Annotated in this window: 18 protein-coding genes; 6 read left to right on the top strand and 12 right to left on the bottom strand. The window is 66.1% G+C overall.

The annotated features are described in order from the left end of the window. Positions 1 to 371: acyltransferase family protein (locus JHD07_RS09035; RefSeq protein WP_291621200.1), on the bottom strand; the 371-nt coding region annotated here is incomplete at its 3' end. A gap of 203 nt (positions 372 to 574) precedes the next feature. Between JHD07_RS09035 and JHD07_RS09040 the strand changes: the two genes are divergently transcribed. The 4 genes from JHD07_RS09040 to JHD07_RS09055 all read left to right on the top strand — a co-directional run bounded on the left by JHD07_RS09040 (position 575) and on the right by JHD07_RS09055 (position 6,813). Beyond that, the gene (locus JHD07_RS09040; RefSeq protein ID WP_291621201.1) at positions 575 to 1,891 is read left to right on the top strand and encodes a UDP-glucose/GDP-mannose dehydrogenase family protein; all 1,317 of its coding nucleotides are present in this window, start codon (positions 575 to 577) and stop codon (positions 1,889 to 1,891) included. A gap of 118 nt (positions 1,892 to 2,009) precedes the next feature. Next, complete coding sequence (gene hrpB, locus JHD07_RS09045) at positions 2,010 to 4,484, top strand: ATP-dependent helicase HrpB (RefSeq protein ID WP_291621203.1); 2,475 nt, start codon at positions 2,010 to 2,012, stop codon at positions 4,482 to 4,484. 127 nt (positions 4,485 to 4,611) lie between these two features. After that, positions 4,612 to 5,124 (top strand): TIGR02281 family clan AA aspartic protease, encoded by a 513-nt coding sequence (locus JHD07_RS09050; RefSeq protein ID WP_291621205.1) that lies wholly within the window; start codon positions 4,612 to 4,614, stop codon positions 5,122 to 5,124. 189 nt (positions 5,125 to 5,313) lie between these two features. After that, positions 5,314 to 6,813: a phosphomannomutase/phosphoglucomutase gene (locus tag JHD07_RS09055; protein ID WP_291621206.1), complete on the top strand. Its 1,500-nt coding sequence runs from the start codon at positions 5,314 to 5,316 to the stop codon at positions 6,811 to 6,813. Positions 6,814 to 6,926: 113 nt separating this feature from the next. Here JHD07_RS09055 and JHD07_RS09060 read toward each other — a convergent pair whose 3' ends face one another. The 3 genes from JHD07_RS09060 to JHD07_RS09070 all read right to left on the bottom strand — a co-directional run bounded on the left by JHD07_RS09060 (position 6,927) and on the right by JHD07_RS09070 (position 8,388). Further along, entirely contained in the window at positions 6,927 to 7,766 is an 840-nt protein-coding gene (locus tag JHD07_RS09060) for a sterol desaturase family protein (RefSeq protein WP_291621208.1), read from the bottom strand. 9 nt (positions 7,767 to 7,775) lie between these two features. Beyond that, positions 7,776 to 8,093, bottom strand: a complete 318-nt coding sequence (locus JHD07_RS09065; RefSeq protein WP_291621210.1) for a cysteine rich repeat-containing protein — start codon at positions 8,091 to 8,093, stop codon at positions 7,776 to 7,778. A gap of 73 nt (positions 8,094 to 8,166) precedes the next feature. Next, a complete protein-coding gene (locus tag JHD07_RS09070; protein ID WP_291621212.1) occupies positions 8,167 to 8,388 on the bottom strand; it encodes a hypothetical protein in 222 nt (73 codons plus the stop codon). 185 nt (positions 8,389 to 8,573) lie between these two features. Between JHD07_RS09070 and JHD07_RS09075 the strand changes: the two genes are divergently transcribed. Beyond that, complete coding sequence (locus JHD07_RS09075) at positions 8,574 to 9,296, top strand: response regulator transcription factor (RefSeq protein ID WP_291621214.1); 723 nt, start codon at positions 8,574 to 8,576, stop codon at positions 9,294 to 9,296. Then, positions 9,296 to 10,645 carry a HAMP domain-containing sensor histidine kinase gene (locus JHD07_RS09080; protein WP_291621216.1) on the top strand — a complete coding sequence of 450 codons (1,350 nt, stop codon included), beginning with the start codon at positions 9,296 to 9,298 and terminating at the stop codon, positions 10,643 to 10,645. The genes JHD07_RS09075 and JHD07_RS09080 overlap by 1 nt, the downstream gene beginning before the upstream one ends. 30 nt (positions 10,646 to 10,675) lie before the next feature. Here the strand turns inward: JHD07_RS09080 and JHD07_RS09085 are convergent, their stop codons facing one another. The 8 genes from JHD07_RS09085 to JHD07_RS09120 form a co-directional block, all read right to left on the bottom strand. Continuing rightward, positions 10,676 to 11,185 carry an Lrp/AsnC family transcriptional regulator gene (locus tag JHD07_RS09085; protein WP_291621218.1) on the bottom strand — a complete coding sequence of 170 codons (510 nt, stop codon included), beginning with the start codon at positions 11,183 to 11,185 and terminating at the stop codon, positions 10,676 to 10,678. A 97-nt stretch (positions 11,186 to 11,282) separates the two neighbouring features. Beyond that, entirely contained in the window at positions 11,283 to 12,200 is a 918-nt protein-coding gene (locus JHD07_RS09090) for a sugar kinase (RefSeq protein ID WP_291621220.1), read from the bottom strand. An 11-nt stretch (positions 12,201 to 12,211) separates the two neighbouring features. After that, complete coding sequence (nudC, locus tag JHD07_RS09095; RefSeq protein ID WP_291621222.1) at positions 12,212 to 13,153, bottom strand: NAD(+) diphosphatase; 942 nt, start codon at positions 13,151 to 13,153, stop codon at positions 12,212 to 12,214. Positions 13,154 to 13,164: 11 nt separating this feature from the next. Beyond that, positions 13,165 to 13,584, bottom strand: a complete 420-nt coding sequence (locus JHD07_RS09100; RefSeq protein ID WP_061879605.1) for an HIT family protein — start codon at positions 13,582 to 13,584, stop codon at positions 13,165 to 13,167. Positions 13,585 to 13,759: 175 nt separating this feature from the next. Next, the gene (locus JHD07_RS09105) at positions 13,760 to 14,887 is read right to left on the bottom strand and encodes a muconate cycloisomerase family protein (protein ID WP_291621225.1); all 1,128 of its coding nucleotides are present in this window, start codon (positions 14,885 to 14,887) and stop codon (positions 13,760 to 13,762) included. Continuing rightward, positions 14,884 to 15,639 (bottom strand): SDR family oxidoreductase, encoded by a 756-nt coding sequence (locus JHD07_RS09110; RefSeq protein ID WP_291621227.1) that lies wholly within the window; start codon positions 15,637 to 15,639, stop codon positions 14,884 to 14,886. The genes JHD07_RS09105 and JHD07_RS09110 overlap by 4 nt, the downstream gene beginning before the upstream one ends. Continuing rightward, positions 15,639 to 16,433 (bottom strand): amino acid ABC transporter ATP-binding protein, encoded by a 795-nt coding sequence (locus JHD07_RS09115; protein WP_291621229.1) that lies wholly within the window; start codon positions 16,431 to 16,433, stop codon positions 15,639 to 15,641. The genes JHD07_RS09110 and JHD07_RS09115 overlap by 1 nt, the downstream gene beginning before the upstream one ends. Then, positions 16,430 to 17,092, bottom strand: coding sequence for an amino acid ABC transporter permease (locus JHD07_RS09120; protein ID WP_291621230.1), 663 nt, complete (start codon positions 17,090 to 17,092; stop codon positions 16,430 to 16,432). The genes JHD07_RS09115 and JHD07_RS09120 overlap by 4 nt, the downstream gene beginning before the upstream one ends. Positions 17,093 to 17,355 lie beyond the last annotated feature (263 nt).

A 17,355-nucleotide genomic window follows, 5' to 3' on the forward strand; every position in this document is an offset into this window, starting at 1 on the left:
ACAGCGCCCCAGCTCGTCTCCGCCGCGAAGGCCGGCGCCTTGAAGCCGAACTGGATTGTCACCCAGACGACATAGAAATAGGCGAAGTGCACCACCTTGCGGTCGAGATAGGTTCGCCAGTCCCGATCGATCACCAGTGACAGGAACAGGCCCGAAATCAGGAAGAAATCCGGCATCCGGAACGGCTTTGCGAAGGCTACGAGCACGTGCATGAATCCGGTCTGCCCAGCGGCAAGCTCGACCCCCAGCACCGAATGCATCATCACGACCATGATGATGCAGATGCCCTTGGCGTAATCGACCCAGTCGACACGCGCGGCAGCTTTGGCGTTAACGCCTCCGCTGACTGGGATTGTGCCTGATGGTGCCATCATGTCTCTTTTCGAGGCGTGTTCCGCCCGTCCTGTGCGGGCGTGGGGCAGTGTGGGGCCTCCACGGTTTCCGACTTCTTTACCGGTTCAAGTCCCGTGCCGCCCTTTTTTCATGCGGACTGTTCCTTCCCCTCGGGAAAATGCTAAACCGCCCCGCGTCGGGGTTTCATTTTCGTTAACCAAATCTAAGACAGGGACTTTTCATGCGTATTGCGATGATCGGCACGGGCTATGTGGGACTGGTGTCCGGCGCCTGCTTTGCGGATTTCGGCCACGACGTCACCTGCGTCGACAAGGACGAGAAAAAGATCGCAGCGCTCCACCGCGGCGAGATTCCGATCTACGAGCCCGGCCTCGACGAGCTGGTTGCGAACAATGTCAGGGCCAAGCGGCTGGACTTCACGACTGATCTGAAGAAGCCGGTCGCCGATGCCGATGCCGTTTTCATCGCGGTCGGCACGCCTTCGCGCCGCGGCGACGGGCATGCCGATCTCTCCTACGTCTACGCCGCTGCGAAGGAGATCGCGCAGTCGCTGCAGGGTTTCACCGTGGTGGTGACGAAGTCGACCGTTCCGGTCGGCACCGGTGACGAGGTCGAGCGCATCATCCGCGAAACCAATCCCAGCGCCGACGTCGTGGTTGCCTCCAACCCCGAATTCCTGCGCGAAGGCGCGGCCATCCGCGACTTCAAGTTCCCTGATCGCATCGTGGTCGGTACTTCCGACGAGCGCGGTCGCAAGGTGATGAGCGACCTCTATCGCCCGCTGTCGCTGAACCAGGCGCCGCTGATGTTCACGGCGCGCCGCACCGCCGAGATGATCAAGTACGCCGCCAACGCGTTCCTCGCGACCAAGATCACCTTCATCAACGAGATCGCCGATCTCTCCGAGAAGGCCGGCGCCAATGTTCAGGAGGTCGCGCGCGGCATCGGCCTCGACAACCGCATCGGCACCAAGTTCCTGCATGCCGGTCCCGGCTTCGGCGGCTCCTGCTTCCCGAAGGACACCAAGGCGCTGATCAAGATCGCGCAGGACTACGACGTCTCCTTGCGCATCGTCGAATCCGTGCTCGCGGTCAACGAGAACCGCAAGCGCGCGATGGCGCGCAAGGTGAGCCAGGCGCTCGGCGGCAATCTGCGAGGCAAGACCGTCGCGGTGCTCGGCCTCACCTTCAAGCCCGACACCGACGACATGCGCGATGCGCCGTCGATCCCGCTGGTCACAGGCCTGATCGACATGGGCGCGAAGGTGAAGGCGTTCGACCCCGTCGGCATGGAGCAGGCCAAGGGCGAGCTGCCTGACATCACCTATTGCGAAGACGCCTATGCCTGCGCGCAGGGCGCCGATGCGCTGGTCATCGTCACCGAATGGGTCCAGTTCCGCGCGCTGGATCTCGACCGGCTGAAGGCGACCATGACGCAGCCGGTCGTCGTCGACTTGCGAAACATCTACCGCCCCGAGGACATGGAAGCCGCGGGCTTCACCTATGAGAGCGTCGGTCGGCCGCCGGTGCAGGGCTGATCGTTCCCAGCTCCACATAAATTCGTCATGGCCGGGCTTGTCCCGGCCATCCACGTCTGTTTTCTGGTCGATGACGTGGATGCCCGGGACAAGCCCGGGCATGACGAGTGGATAGATCTTGCCCCGCAGCTTCGATACGCCCCTCCCGATCGATGCCGTGCTCGACGATCTCTTGCGCACGCTGGAGGCCAGCAATGCCGCCGTTCTGGTGGCACCGCCCGGCGCCGGCAAGACCACGCGCGTGCCGCTGGCGCTGCTGGACGCGTCCTGGGCCAAGGGCAAGAAGATCATCGTGCTGGAGCCGCGCCGCATCGCTGCGCGTGCCAGCGCCGACCGCATGGCGAAATCCTTGGGTGAGCGCACCGGCGACACCGTCGGCTATCGCGTCCGCTTCGGCTCCAGGATCTCGCGCGCCACACGCATCGAGGTGGTGACCGAAGGCATCTTCACGCGGCAGGTCCTCGACGATCCCGAACTGTCGGGTGTTGCAGCCGTCCTGTTCGACGAGTTCCACGAGCGCTCGCTCGATGCCGACATGGGCCTCGCGCTGGCGCGCGATGCGCAAACTGGTCTGCGCGAGGACCTGCGCATCCTCGTGATGTCGGCGACGCTCGATGGCGCGCGCGTGGCGAGGCTGCTCGGCGATGCGCCCGTCGTCGAGAGCGAGGGCCGCGCCTTTCCGGTCGAGACGCGCTATCTAGGCCGCAAGGCGGATGCGCCGATCGAGCGGCAGATGGCGGATGCGATCGCTTCTGCACTGCGCGCCGACAGCGGCTCGGTGCTCGCCTTCCTGCCGGGTGCCGCCGAAATCCGGCGCACCCAGAACTTCCTCGGCGAGCGCGTGCAGGACGCCTCCGTCGAGATCGTGCCGCTGTTCGGCGCGCTCGATGCCGCCGTGCAGGACCGTGCCATTGCGCCGGCGCCGAAGGGCTCGCGAAAAGTGGTGCTGGCGACCTCGATCGCCGAGACCTCGCTCACCATCGAGGGCGTGCGCATCGTGGTCGATTCCGGCCTTGCCCGCGTGCCGCGCTACGAGCCCGATATCGGGCTGACGCGGCTCGAAACCGTGCGCGCCTCGCGCGCGGCGGTGGACCAGCGCCGCGGCCGCGCGGGCCGCACCGAGCCGGGCGTGTGCTACCGGCTCTGGGACGAGCCGCAGACGGCCTCGCTCGCGCCCTATACCCAGCCTGAAATCCTCAGCGCCGACCTGTCGTCGCTGGTGCTCGATCTCGCCCAATGGGGCGTCGCCGATCCTTCCGCACTGTCGTTCCTCGATCCGCCGCCGCAGCCGGCCTGGAAGGAAGCAAAGAGCCTGCTGACCGAGCTCAACGCGCTCGACGGCGACGGCCGCATCACCGCAGAAGGCAAGAGCCTGCGTGCCCTGGCGCTGCCGCCGCGACTGGCGCGCATGATCGTGGATTCGCATCGCGCGGGTGAAGGCGAGGCTGCCGCCGAGATCGCCGCCATCATCACCGAGCGCGGCCTCGGCGGCGACAGCGTCGATCTCGAGCATCGGCGCGACCAGTTTCGTCGTGATCGCTCGCCGCGCGCGGCCAGCGCGCGCGATCTCGCGCGGCGCTGGGCCTCGCAGGTGGCGGCCTCGGAGCAGCCCGGGCCGCCGGAGGATCTCTCGACCGGCCTCATGCTCGCTTATGCCTTTCCTGACCGGGTCGCGCGCAACCGGGGCAATGGCAGCTTCGTGCTGGCGAACGGCCGTGGCGCGTCCGTTGAGCAGACCTCCTCGCTCGCCCGCGCGCCCTATATTGCGATCGGCGAGATGACCGGCACCGCGGCGAGCGGACGCGTCCTGCTCGCGGCGCAAATCACGCAGGACGAGATCGAAAGCCATTTCGCCGAGCATATCGAGACCGCCGACGAGATCTCGTTCGACCGCGGCGCAATGGCGCTGCGGGCGCGGCGCAAGCGCGTGCTGCACGCGATCACGCTGTCCGAAGCGACCCTCGCCGTGTCGCCATCCGAGGACACCGCGCGCATCCTTGCGGATGGCTTGATCGCGGCGGGACTTGATCGGCTGCCCTGGTCGAAGGCCGCCAAGCAGTGGCGCGACCGTGTCATGTTCCTGCGCAAGGCCGAGGGCGACAGCTGGCCGGATCTGTCCGATGCCGGACTGATCGCGCGGCGCGACGACTGGCTGGTGCCCGCGCTCTACGACAAGACCGCACTGAAGGACATCTCGGCCGGCGATCTCTCCGACGCGCTGATGGCGCTGTTGCCGTGGGAGATGCGCGCGCGGCTCGACCGCGAGGCGCCGACGCATTTCGAGGCGCCTACGGGAAGCGTGCTGGCGATCGACTACGAGGCCGAGCAGGGGCCGACCATCGCGGTGCGGCTGCAGGAATTGTTCGGCCTCAACACCCATCCCTCGATCGCCGCGGGCAAGGTGCCTCTGGTGCTGGAATTGCTGTCGCCGGCGCAGCGTCCGGTGCAGGTGACGCGCGACCTTCCCGGCTTCTGGCGCGGCAGCTACGCCGCCGTGCGCTCCGACCTGCGCGGCCGCTATCCGCGCCATCCCTGGCCCGACGATCCCGCCATCGCATTGCCGACGAGGCGGGCGAAGCCGCGCGGAACGTGAGAACACGGGCGGCCCGTTAACCATCCGCTCATCCTTTTCGTCAAAATGACATCGGCTCCGGCCTGGCTCCGCTCGCGGACGGGCGTGGCGCGTGGTGAAATCGGGCTTTCGGCCCGGATGTGGTGTGATGCGTAACATAATGATCTTAGCGGCCATCATGATCGGCCTCGGCACCTTCATGGCGCAGATGGCGGACAAGATGAGCTCTGCTTCGGCAACCTCGGCGCCTCGCACCACTGTCGCGGTCGCGACCCCTGCACCGGCGGGTGGCCGCAGCCTCAGCATCCCGCGCGACGGCCGCGGTCATTTTCAGACCGAGGGGCGGATCGACGGCCAGCGCATGGGCTTCATGGTCGATACCGGCGCGTCCGTGGTCGCGCTGAACGAGACCTCGGCCGCGCGATTCGGGCTCCGTCCGTCGCGCAGCGAGTACAATGCGACCGTCACGACCGCCAACGGCACCATCAAGGCCGCGCGCACCCGCATCGCCATGTTGGAGGTCGGCGGCCTCATCGTGCGCGACGTCGATGCCATGGTGCTGCCGGATGCGGCGCTCTCGGAGAACCTCCTCGGCCTCTCCTTCCTGTCCCGCCTGAAGCGTTTCGAGTATTCCAACGGCCAGATGGTGCTGGAGCAATAGGCCGCTCTCATCGGCCCGCACGACCGTCAGATCAGGAAGATATCTTTGCCCTGACCGCCCCCACGGTAACGTTTCTTCGTTACCAAACTGCCGCAATTATCGGCCATAAGCCTTCATTCCCGCCTTCCGCTGCGGCCCGGCATTCGCTAAGGCTGCATCAATTCCCGCTCTTTTGACGAGACCGTTTCCATGTTCCCGAAGCCGAAATCCGTCTTGTTGCCCAACACTTACGCCTTCGAATCCGAGCCGATGGTGAAGCCGACGGGCTTTCGCGAGTACGACGCGCGCTGGTTGTTCCAGAAGGAAATCAACCTGATGGGTGTGCAGGCGCTCGGCATGGGGCTGGGCGCGCTGATCGCCGAGCTCGGCGTCAAGCAGGAGATCGTCACCGGCCACGATTTCCGCGGCTATTCGGCCTCGATCAAGTATGCGCTGATCTCCGGCCTGATGGCGGCGGGCTGCAAGGTGCACGACATCGGCCTCGCGGTGACGCCGATGGCGTATTTCGCGCAGTTCGATCTCGACGTGCCCGCTGTTGCCATGGTCACGGCCTCGCACAACGACAATGGCTGGACCGGCGTGAAGATGGGCGCCAACCGTCCGCTCACCTTCGGTCCGGACGAGATGACGCGGCTGAAGGAGATCGTCCTGAACGCCGAGTTCAAGAACAAGGAAGGCGGCTCCTATCAATTCCACGAGAATTATCCGGCGCGCTACATCGCCGACCTCACATCCCGTCCGAAACTGACGCGCAAGCTCAAGGTCGTCGCGGCCTGCGGCAACGGCACCGCCGGCGCGTTCGCCCCGCAGGTGCTGGAGGCGATCGGCTGCGAGGTGATCCCGCTCGACACCGAGCTCGACCACACCTTCCCGAAATACAATCCGAACCCCGAGGACATGGAGATGCTGCACGCGATCCGCGATGCGGTGCTGCATCACAAGGCCGATGTCGGCCTCGGCTTCGACGGCGACGGCGACCGCTGCGGCGTCGTCGACAACACCGGCGAGGAAATCTTTGCCGACAAGGTCGGCGTGATGCTGGCGCGCGACATGTCGGCGATCCACAAGGACGCGCAGTTCATCGTCGACGTGAAATCGACCGGCCTGTTCATCACCGATCCCGTGCTGCAGAAGCAGGGCGCCAAGACCGCCTATTGGAAGACCGGCCATTCCTACATGAAGCGCCGCACCAACGAGACCGGCGCGCTCGCCGGCTTCGAGAAGTCGGGCCACTTTTTCTTCAACAAGCCCTATGGCCGCGGCTATGACGACGGCCTGGTTTCGGCAATCGCGATCTGCGACATGCTCGACCGTGCGCCCGGCAAGTCGATGGCCGACCTGAAGAATGCGCTGCCGAAAACCTGGTCGTCGCCGACCATGTCACCGCACTGCGCCGACGAGACCAAATACGGCGTCATCGACCAGGTGGTGAAGCACTTCGAAAGCCTGCAGGCCAAAGGCGCGAAGATCGGGGGCCAGGCGATCCGAGATCTCGTCACCGTTAACGGCGTGCGTGTCACGGTCGAGGATGGCAGCTGGGGCTTGGTGCGCGCCTCCTCCAACAAGCCCGAGCTCGTCGTCGTGGTCGAGAGCCCGGTCTCCGAGCAGCGCATGCACGACATGTTCGAGATGGTGAACAGCGTGCTGCGCACGCATCCCGAAGTCGGCGAGTACAATCAGAAGATCTGAGCGCTAAAGCGCGATGAGATTTGGATGAATCGTCATCGCGCTTTAGGTTGTTGTTTGCGCATGATCTTTCCGGAAAACCGCTTCGCACTTTTCCGGATCATGCTCTAACGCGCTCAGCCTCCGGGTGGGCCGAACAGGGTGCGGAGCTTCGCGCCCGCTCCCCGTGCCTTCCAGGCGTCGCCCAGCATCGGGATCCATTCGCCGAGCGCAATCCGGATCGGGTTGAAGGATTGCACGCCGCCGACGAGGCCGAACCGGAGCGGCTGGTCGGAGGGATGTTCGGCAAAGGTCCCGAACAGGCGGTCGAACACGATCAGGATGCCGCCGTAGTTCTTGTCGAGGCACGTCTCGTTGCAGGCATGGTGCACGCGATGGTGGCTCGGCGTGTTGAGCACCCATTCCAGGACACCGAGCTTCGGCCCGAACTGGCTGTGGATGAAGAATTGATAGAGCAGGTTGATCCCGAGCATTGCCACGATCGCGATCGGATGAAATCCGATCAGCGCAAGCGGCAGGAAGAACAGGAAATTGCCCGAGATGTTGCCGGTCCAACCGAGCCGGATCGCCGCAGTCAAGTTCAGCCGCGTCGTCGAGTGATGCACCGCATGTGTCGCCCACATCCAGCGAATGCGATGCGAGCCCCGATGCTGCCAATAATACAGGAACTCGCTGCCCAGGAATAATCCCGCGAGCGCAGGCGGGGCGGTCTGCGTGAAGTCGAACAGCCGGTGCTCGTACAGGAACGCGAACGGCACGGCGACGAGGCCGGCCTCGATGGCGCGGAGCAGGCTCTGTCCCAGCGCAACGCCGAGCGAGGCGGCGCTTTCGCGCCAGTCGTGGGTGTCGCGATGCGCAAGCCGTCCGATGCCGTATTCGAGCAGCATGAGGCCGAGCGCGGTTGCGAGGATCAGTTGCCTGAGCATCGGGTCGAGCAGGAGTGAAGCGTAGCCCACGTCATTCTCCTATTTCGGCACCGCGCCGGCACTGACGGCATTGTCCCGCAGCGCCTGCGCCCGCGGCAGGGCTTGCGCACAGGACGAGGAGAGCTGGCCGGCATGGGATTGCAGGCAGGCGATGATGCGCCCGCCACCGGGTGCAATGCTGCTGCACAGGCGGTCGAGGTCGGCGCGACACGCCTGCATGATGGCCCTTGCTTCGCTGCGCATCTGCGGCGTGATCTGCGTCTGCAATTGCGTCTGGGCGAGCACGGGGGTCGAGGTTGCAAGGCCGAGGACGACGATGGTTGCGGCTTGCGGCAGAGAACGGAAAATCGAGGGCACGGCGCGGATCCTTTCTGATTGGATGAGGTCGGCCGTCGCCGCGCGGGGCTGACGCGGCGACGGCTGCGTTGCGTCAGCGCGAAACCGTGCCGGTGCGGGTGTAGGTGTTGCCGGCGGGACCGGTGCGCGTCACGTTGCGCGTGCAGCTGCCGTTGGCGCAGCTTCCCGTCGCGGTGACGTGCGAGGTGCCGCGCGGCCCGGTCGCCGTCCCCGTCCGCGTCCAGGCAATGGCGTCGGCCGCCGCAGCAACCGACAGGGCGCCGATGACGAGGGAGGTGAGGAAAGGCTTGGTCATGGTCGTCGTCTCCTTGTTGGGGGCTGCCGTGAGCGGGAGCCGTGGGGAGGAGACTGGGGCTGTCGCATGTGCGCCGCATCGCCGAAACGAAACGATTGTTGGGGCTTTGTCGGCCCCGTGTAACACCATGTAACAACGGTGCCGCAGCCCTTGCGCGGCAGGCGCGGTTGTCCAAAATGCGGGCGATGAACGCGCATTCGGCCACGATCCTCATGGTGGAGGACGATCCCGAGATCAGCCGCCTCGTTGCCGATTTCATGCGGCGAGAGGGGTTCGAGATCGCCTGTGTCGCCGACGGCAAGGCCATGGATTCGATTCTCCAGCGCCTGCGGCCCGATCTCGTCATCCTCGATCTGATGCTGCCGGGCGAGGACGGGCTGTCGATCTGCCGCCGCCTGCGCGCCGACGATTCCCTGCCGATCCTGATGCTGACCGCCAAAAGCGACGAGATCGATCGCGTCGTCGGCCTCGAGATGGGCGCGGACGATTATCTGACGAAGCCGTTCGGGCCGCGCGAGCTCCTGGCGCGGGTTCGCGCCATCCTGCGCAGGGCCAACGGAGCTCCGGCCAAGCCGCTGGTCCGGCGTTATGCCTTCGACCGTTTCGTGATCGATCTCGACGCGCGCAGTGTCGAGACGACCGAGGACGAGGCGCCTGAGCTGCAATTGACCAGCGCCGAGTTCGATCTGCTCGGCTGCTTCGTGCAGCGGCCGCGAAGGGTGCTCACGCGCGACCAGATCCTCGACTGGACCCGCGGCCGCTCGGCGGAGCCGTTCGACCGCACGGTCGACATGCTGATCTCGCGGCTGCGCCGCAAGCTCGACGGTGCAAGTCCCGGCTCCAACCTGATCACGACGGTGCGCAACGGCGGCTATCTGTTCACCGCGACCGTCAAGCAGGTGTCGTGATGCTGCGCGTGACGCTTGCCGCGCGGCTCGCCCTGATCGGACTGGTGGGGATTACCCTGGTGACCACCGTGGTCGTCGCGATCTTCTACCGGACGACCCTCCGCGAGAATGAGCTGACCCGGCCTTCGCCCGCGCGTCTCGATGCGCTGGCCGCGCTCCTGGAGCGAACGGATGCGGGTTCGCGGCAGGCCGTGCTCGACGCGGTGTCTTCGCCGCAGTTCACCGTGCGGATCGTGCCGTCGGGCACGCCGGTCGGCGGCGAGACGCCGCCGGATCAGCAGGAACTGCGCGAGACCTATGCGGCGGGCCTCGCGGGCCGCCCCGTCGAGATCGTGCCGCCGTCGGATCATCGGGGCAGCCGGCTGTTTCCCCGCCTCGCGCGGCTGATGGCCAACGCGATCGAATTCCGCATCGGCCTGCGCAGCGGCGATCTGCTGGTCATCGACGCCTATACCCGCCTGCCGGTGACCCAGTTCGGGCTGCCCGTGGGTTTCGGCGCAGGCCTGTTCGGCTCGATCGTGGCCCTGCTGGCGCTGCTGGTCATGCAGCGCGAGACGCGGCCGCTGGCGCGGCTCGCCGCCGCCGTCGATCGTGTCGATCTGTCGGCCGATCCGCCGCCGCTGCCGGATGCGCGTCGCAGTGCGCCGGAGATCCGCGCCGTCATCGCTGCGTTCAACCGCTTGCAGGGGAGGCTTGCCGAAATGCTGCGTGCGCGCATGACGCTGGTTGGCGGCATCGCCCACGACGTCCGGACTTTTGCGACACGGTTGCGGCTGCGCGTCGAGCACATTCCCGACGACGCCGAGCGGCAGCGGGCGGTCGCCGACATCGACGACATGATCCGCCTGCTCGATGACGCGCTGCTGTCGACGCGGGCGGGTGCCGGCGGACTGTCACAGGAGATGGTCGAACTCGCCGCGCTGGTGGCCGCTGAGGTGAACGACCGGCATGCCCAGGGAGCGGCGGTCGATCTGGTCACGGACGAGCGAGCGCGCGACGTCGTCGTGCTCGGCGACCAACTCGCTTTGAGGCGGGTCTTCGCCAACATCATCGACAACGCGCTCGCCTATGGCCATGCCGCGCATGTGCGCACGGCCCTCAAGGACGGTGCCGTCGTGGTGTCGATCGGCGACGAGGGTCCCGGAATTCCCGCCGATCAGCGTCAGACCGTGCTCGAGCCGTTCCACCGGCTGGAGAAGTCGCGCAATCGCGCAACCGGCGGCGCCGGTCTTGGTCTCGCCGTTGTTCGCAGCCTGGTCGAGGCCCATGGCGGGACGATCGCGATCGACGCGGCGCCGGGCGGCGGCACGCGCGTCAGCGTCACCCTTCCGGTGTTTCAGCCGGCTTGAAGCGTTTTCGGTCGAGGGGGGTAATCGGCGTCAGGCCGTCACCACTGCGGGAATCGGCAACGCGGTAACGGACTTGATCTTCTCCATCGCGAAGCGCGAGGTGACGTTCTTTAGCGGCACCGCGCTGATCAGCTTCTTGTAGAACACGTCATAGGCCTGCATGTCCGCGACCACGACGCGCAGCATGTAGTCGACGTCGCCTGCCATGCGATAGAACTCCATTACCTCCGGCATGGCGCTGACGGCTTCGGCGAACTTCTTCAGCCAGGAATCGGAATGGTCGGAGCTCTCGACCGACACGAACACGGAGATGCCGAGCCCGATCTTGTTCTGGTCGACGAGGGCGACGCGCTTGATGATCACGCCGTCGGCCTCCAGCCGCTGGATACGCTTCCAGCAGGGGGTCGAGGACAGGCCGACGCGGTCGCCGATCTCGGCCACCGAGAGAGAGGCATCCTCCTGAAGGACCATCAGGATCTTACGGTCGATGGCGTCGAGGCGGCGGCTGGTCTCGGGGAGCTGGACGGCGGCATCAGTCATCTGAAGAACTTTGTTCCATTTCCGGGGTCAATTTCCGTCATATAGAGAAAATCATTCCACCGCAAGCCCAGAATCCCGGCGCGGCGGTGGAATAGCTCTACCGGCGGCCCCGCAAAAACTCTTCAACGTCAAGGCGTTGCGGGGCGGCAAAGCCGCCGCCATGGCGGGTGCATTTCAGCGCTGCGGCGGCCGCGGCGAATCGCATCGCCTCCCCCACCCCCTTGCCCTCGGCGAGGCCGAGCGCGAATGCGCCATGGAAGACGTCGCCGGCGCCGAGCGTATCGACCGCCTGGACCGGGAACGCCGGCACCTCCTCCAGCGCGCCCGCCTGGTTCAGCCAGATCGTGCCGCGCGGGCCCCGGGTGGCCGCGAGGACGGCCGGAGTCAACTCCGCCAGGCGCTTCAAGGCCGCGCCGTCGTCAGCGATGCCAGCGGTCTCCTGCAGCTGCGCGCTGGCGAAAAGCAGATGCGAGGCGGCCGTGAGCAGGCCGTCCTGCAGCGCCATGGCGCGGTCGACGCCGACGATGACGGGAATGCCGCGCCGGCGGGCCTCGGCGCAAAGCGAGGTCGCGAACCCCGCGCAGCGGCTTTCGACGAGCACCGCCTGGCAATCGGCGAGCAATGCACCGGCCTCGGGCAGCATCACGGTCCACAGCGCGGGATCGCGATAGATGGTGAGCGTCCGCTCGCCGGAGGGCTCGATCATGATCGCCGAGACCGGCGTGCTCAGGCCAGGCATGCGCACGATGTGCGTGGTGTCGATGCCCTCCTGCGCCATCTGCGCCAGAATGAAAGCGCTCGACGTCTCACGCGCATCGCCCATGGGACCTGCGAACGCGATGCGGCCGCCAAGTCGCCCCATCGCGATGGCGGCGTTCAGCGCGTTGCCGCCGCAAACCTCGGCGAGATGGCTGGCGTTCGCCTTGCTGCCACGTTCGGGCAGTGCCTCGACCCGCAGGATTACGTCGCGCACCGGCATGCCGATGCAAAGGATGCGCGGCGCGGTGCCGGCCATCGTCGTTCGACTCAACTGCTCTTGTCGTGCACCCAGCGGCCGAGCAGATGATGAGCGATGGCGAACGGATGCGGCCCGGCAAGCCCGTCCGGATGCGTCCGCGTCAGCATCTTGGCCGCCTCATCGCGCGTGAACCAGCGCGCGTCTTCCAGCTCCATGCGATCGACGATGATGTCGTCGTTCAGCGCTCGCGCGCTGCAGCCGATCATCAGCGACGACGGATAGGGCCAGGGCTGGGTCATGTAATACTGCACGTCGGTGCAACGAATGCCGGACTCTTCGAAGATCTCGCGGCGTACCGCGTCCTCGATGGTCTCGGCCGCCTCGACGAAGCCGGCGAGGCAGGAATACATCCCTGCCGGAAACTGCTTCTGCCGGCCAAGCAGGCATTTGTCGCCGGACGCCACCAGCATGATCACGACGGGGTCGGTGCGCGGAAAATGCTCGGCCTTGCAAGCCGGGCAGTCGCGCTTCCAGCCGCCTTCCTTCATCGCGCTGCGCGCACCGCAATTGGCGCAATAGCCGTGGCGCTGATGCCAGCTCACCATCGACTTCGCCATCGCGACCGCCGAAAGCTCCTCGGGCGGGATCGCGCCCTGCATCGCCATGCCGCGCAGCTCGGTTGTGGTGTAGTCCTCGCGCCCCACCAGCTTCTCGGCCGCCGCCTGCGACATCCCCATGCCGAACACGGCCGCGCCATCGCGCAGGCCCAGAAAGATCGTGCCTGGATTTGCGCCGCATTTCAGCGCCTCGTCGATCCCGAGCAGCGCGCGCACCTTGTCGCCCTCGCGCTTCACCAGCAGCGAGTCGCGATGGACGACGTAAGCGCGCGATGACGGCTTCTGCTCCAGCGCGAACAGCTTCTCGTCGTCGCGGCGCAGATGCGCGGCGCGGTCGAGAATGTTGGTGACGAAGGCCGGCTGCCCCAGCGGAAACGCATCGAATGCTGACATTTCTCGTTCTTTCAACCTAACCAGATCTTGCGGCGAAGCGCGCTGATGAAATTCTGCACTTCAGTGGCGTCGTGCGCCAGCGGCTGCATCACGCCCCACACCGGCCGCGGCCAGGCCGCGTCGCTGGTTCGGCGTGCGATGATGTGGACGTGCAGCTGCGGCACGAGGTTGCCGAGAGCTGCGACGTTGAGCTTGTCGCATTTGGTGATCTCTTTCAGCGCGCGCGAAACGCGGGAGATCTCGGTCATCAGCTGCGCCTGCTGCACCTCGTCGAGATCGATGATCTCGACCGCATCGGGTCGTCGCGGCACCAGCAGCAGCCAGGGGTAATGGGCGTCCTTGATGACCAGCACCTTCGACAGCGGCAGATCGCCAATGTCGATCGTGTCCTCTTTCAGGCGGGAGTGCAGCGACCAGGCGGGTTCGGGCATATGCGTTTCCGGACGGCCCGATGGGAGCGGGCTTTGTTTGGAGCGACCATACGATAGGGCGTTAGCAAGGGGAAGGTTGCCAACTGCATACACGCTCGTCGTCCCGGACAAGCGCCCAGGCTCGCGCTTTGCGCGCCCCGGGACGACGACAGAGCTTGTGGTCGTGGCGGTGCCCTTACGCCTCCGCCAGCACTCTTGCGTTGGCGCGGACCGAGGCTTCGCTGACGCGGATGCCGAGGCCCGGGCCGTCAGGCACGACCACGTGGCCTGCGTGGTTGGCGACGCGTTCTTCCAGCACGTCCTCGGTGAGCACGTGATGTGGCATGTAGAATTCGCAGCCGAGCGAGATGCCCGGTGTTGCCGCGATCAGCTGGGTGCCGGCGGCCAGCCCGATGCCGCCCTCCCACAGTGTGCCGCCATAGCCAGGCAGGCCGGCAATATCGGCAATCGCCATGATCGCCTGGGCCTCGAACAGGCCGCCGGCCTTCATCAGCTTGATCGAGACCGCGTCGGCGGCCTCGCGGCGCACCACCTCCATCATGTCGCGGCGGTCGAAGCAGCTCTCGTCCGCGAGCACCGGCGTCTCCAGCGCCGCGGTGAGCTGCGCCATCACATCGAGATATTTGCGCGGCACCGGCTGCTCGATGAAGGTCGGCGCGAACTCTTCGACGTCGCGCAGCATCTTGATGGCGCCAAAGGGCGCCAGCGCCTGGTTGTAGTCGACGCGCAGATCGACCTTGTCGTCGAATTCCTTCCGGATCGCCGCGAGGTGGTCGAGATCCTCGCGATGCGGTTTCACGCCGGTCTTGACCTTGTAGATAACGTTGCCATCCGGAACCATCTTGCGCATGCGCTCGAGATCGGCGGCGAAATCGGGATCGGCGATCGAGAAGGAAAGGGGGATGGTGTCGCGCACGCGGCCGCCCAGGAGGTCGGCGACGGAGAGGCCCGACGATTTGCCGACGATGTCGAGCAGCGCCATCTCGATCGCGACTTTGGCCTCGGCATGGCCGACCAGCGCGCGGTCGAGCTCGGCCATCAGCGCGCGAATACGCCGCACCGGCTTGCCGAGCACGATCGGCCTTAAGTAGATATCGAGCGCCGAAAAGGCTGCTTCCGGCGTTCCCGTAAAGACCTCCCACGGCGCCGCTTCGCCCCAGCCGACCACGCCGTCGCTTGACGTGAGCTCGATCAGCACGCGCTTCACGGTGCCCTTGACGTTGCCGACGCCTTGCAGGCGCGCCATCCTGATCGGGCTTTCGATCAGGAACAGCCTGAGACGTTCGACGGTTGCTTCGGTCATGTCAGGCCTCCATTGACGTGCCAGACCTGGCCGGTGACGTACGACGCCTTCGGTGACGCCAGGAAGGCGATGATTTCTGCGACTTCCTCGGGACGGCCGCGGCGGGCCATCGGAATCAAGGCCTCGGTGGCGGCGATCTGCTCCGGCGAGAGGCGGCTCTCGCCCGGTCTGTCCTTGACGATCAGGCCCGGCGACACCGCATTGACGGTGATGCCGTCTTTCGCGAGCTCGATCGCGGTGAGGCGTACCAGCGCCTCCAGTGCAGAGCGGCTGGCGGCCGTCGCTGCGAAGGGCGCGAATTCGGGCCGGATCGCGTGCGCGACGAAGGAAGACACCGCCACGATCCGCGCATCGCGTCCTGCGCGCAGCAGCGGCAGTGCGGCATCGACCAGCCGCGTGAACGCCAGCGCGGATTCATCCATCGCCCTGCGAAACTCATCCGCTGGTGTGCCGATAACGCTGCCGCGGCGGGCATGGCCGCCGACGAGAACCAGCCCGTCGAGCCGGCCAAAGGCAGCCTGTGCCGCAGCGACGGCTGCCCGTGCAGCCGCGTCCTCGGCGAGATCGCCGAGGCACTTTGCGAAGACGGCACCTTTGGCTTCGACTTCGGCGGCGGTGGTGTCGAGGCCTTCCGCGTTCGCGCGCGTGTGGAGCAGCAGAGCGGTGCCGGGTGCGGCGAGCAGCTTTGCGGTGGCACGGCCGATGCCGCTGGCGGCACCGGTGACGAGATAGACGCGGTTGATATCAGGCATCACGTTGTCGCGTTGGCCGGCGGCAGCGCGCCGGTGCGGTGGAAATGGCTGAGGAAGGCACGTGTCGCGCTTTCCTTGGGACTGTCGATCACCTGCCGCGCCGGACCTTCCTCAACCACGATTCCGTCGCGCATGAAGATCAGGCGGTCGGCGACCTCGCGGGCAAAGGCGATCTCGTGGGTCACGATCAACATGGTCATGCCTTCGGATGCCAGCTGCTGGATCACGTTCAGGACTTCGCCGACCAGTTCAGGATCGAGCGCCGAGGTCGCTTCGTCGAACAGCATCACGTCAGGCTCCATGGCGAGCGCTCGCGCGATCGCGACGCGCTGCTTCTGCCCACCGGAGAGCGTCGCAGGGTATTGGTCGGCCTTCTCGGCCAGTCCCACCTTGGCGAGCTGCGCGCGCGCGAGCGTCTCGGCGACCGCCTTGGGCATGCGCCGCACGGTGACCGGTCCTTCCATCACGTTCTGCAGCGCCGTCATGTGCGGGAACAGGTTGAAGTGCTGGAACACCATGCCGGTGGTGGCGCGGAATTTCGCCAGCGCCTTCACATCAGGAAGCTTCGCTCCGTCGCCAAATGCAAAGCTTGTGTCGCCGACGCGGACGCTGCCGCCGTCGGGCACGACCAGCAGATTGATGCAGCGGAGCAGGGTCGACTTGCCGGAACCCGACGGGCCGATCAGCGCGACCACACCGCCCTTGGCGACATCGAGATTGATGTTCTTCAGAACCTCGTTGCTGCCGAAGCTCTTGCGCAAGGACCGGATCTCGATTTTCGGTATCTCGCTCATTCGCCGACCGCCAATCGCTTCTCGCCGCGGCGAACGAGGATGGTGAGCGGAATCAGGATCGCCGCATAGGCGACCGCAACCGCGGTGTAGGTTTCCAGCGGCCGGTAGCTGTCATGGGCCGCGACCTGGCTCTGATAGACCAAGTCCGGCACCGCCAGCACCGAGACCAGCGAGGTGTTCTTGAACTGGATGATCGACTGGTTCATCAGCGCCGGAATCATGCGCTTGATCGCCTGCGGCAGCACGATGCGCCGCATGCTCTGGCTCGGAGTCATGCCGAGCGCGGCGCCGGCTTCCGACTGGCCCTTGTCGATCGAGACGATGCCGCCGCGGATGATCTCCGAATAGAACGAGCCGCCATAAAGCGAAAGCGCCAGCGCGGAAGCCGTGATCGGTGTCATCTCGACACCGGCGAGGATCGGCAGCGCGTAATAGAACCAGATCAGCTGCACCAGGATCGGCGTGCAGCGGAACGCCTCGATGAAGGTGAGCGCGAGCAGGCGCAACGCCTTGAAGCGCGACAGGCTTCCGAAGGCGCCGAGCAGGCCGAACAGCAGCCCGCAAACCACGATGACGATGGTGAAGCCGACGGTAACGCCGAGCCCGTTGAGAAAGAGCCAGCGATAGCTCCAGAGGATGCCGAAGTCCCACTGATACATATTTATTCGGACCTCAGTCGCGAAGTGGCTTGGACAGCTCGAGCCTCGGGCTCGGCGCACCTCTCCCGCTTGCGGGAGAGGTCGGCGCGAAGCGCCGGGTGAGGGCTCTATCCTCTTGGGGAGTCTTTCCAGCGGAAACACCCTCTCCCCCGCCCTCTCCCGCAAGCGGGAGAGGGAGCGGAGCAGAGCGTGCCGACGGAGCTCGACCCAAACTCATCGCACTTTACAACGACACCCCCGGCGGAAGGTCCGCTGCCGGCACG

This window comes from Bradyrhizobium sp. (assembly GCF_016462955.1).
Lineage (GTDB): Bacteria > Pseudomonadota > Alphaproteobacteria > Rhizobiales > Xanthobacteraceae > Bradyrhizobium.